Origin of the sequence: Burkholderia sp. 9775_39, from assembly GCF_015712225.1 — a bacterium.
In the GTDB taxonomy this organism is placed as follows: Bacteria; Pseudomonadota; Gammaproteobacteria; order Burkholderiales; family Burkholderiaceae; genus Burkholderia; species Burkholderia cenocepacia.
In genome coordinates this window covers 1-545 of record NZ_JACCQC010000079.1, presented here as the reverse complement: position 1 = coordinate 545, position 545 = coordinate 1, and the positions used below count along the sequence as shown (strand labels likewise).

Here is a 545-nt window from a genome sequence, read left to right as displayed (position 1 = left end):
AGAGTTCGAATCATCTTGAGATACATCGATACAATCACAACCCGGATAGTTTCCACGTCCATCTCAAGACGCTTCCGCTATCCAAATTACTTACTTCTTCCAGATTGTTAAAGAACGACAGCCGATACTGTTGTATCCTCTGACTGGCTCAATCGCCAATGCAAAATTCTCGGTTCAGTGTCTGAACCAAGCCCTTAGCGTTGGTGATTGGTGGAGGCAGACGGGATCGAACCGACGACCCCCTGCTTGCAAAGCAGGTGCTCTCCCAGCTGAGCTATGCCCCCATGTACAGATTTGCCTCAGGTGTGTTACCGCCAGACAATGGTGGGTCTGGTTGGATTCGAACCAACGACCCCCGCCTTATCAAGACGGTGCTCTAACCGACTGAGCTACAGACCCCTGAGTCTGTCTTTAATTTACAGCCGATAAGCGTGAGCGCTCAACTTCGCGAGATAGCTCTGGAAAGGAGGTGATCCAGCCGCACCTTCCGATACGGCTACCTTGTTACGACTTCACCCCAGTCATGAATCCTACCGTGGTGACCG

General features: G+C 51.4%; 2 tRNA genes and 1 rRNA gene. All 3 read right to left on the bottom strand.

Annotated elements, in window-relative coordinates:
• Positions 1-208: 208 nt before the first annotated feature.
• Positions 209-284 (bottom strand) — tRNA-Ala (locus H0X90_RS35335).
• 38 nt (positions 285-322) lie between these two features.
• Positions 323-399, bottom strand: a tRNA-Ile gene (locus H0X90_RS35330).
• Between the two features lie 63 nt (positions 400-462).
• A 16S ribosomal RNA gene (locus H0X90_RS35325) occupies positions 463-545 on the bottom strand; the annotation flags it as partial.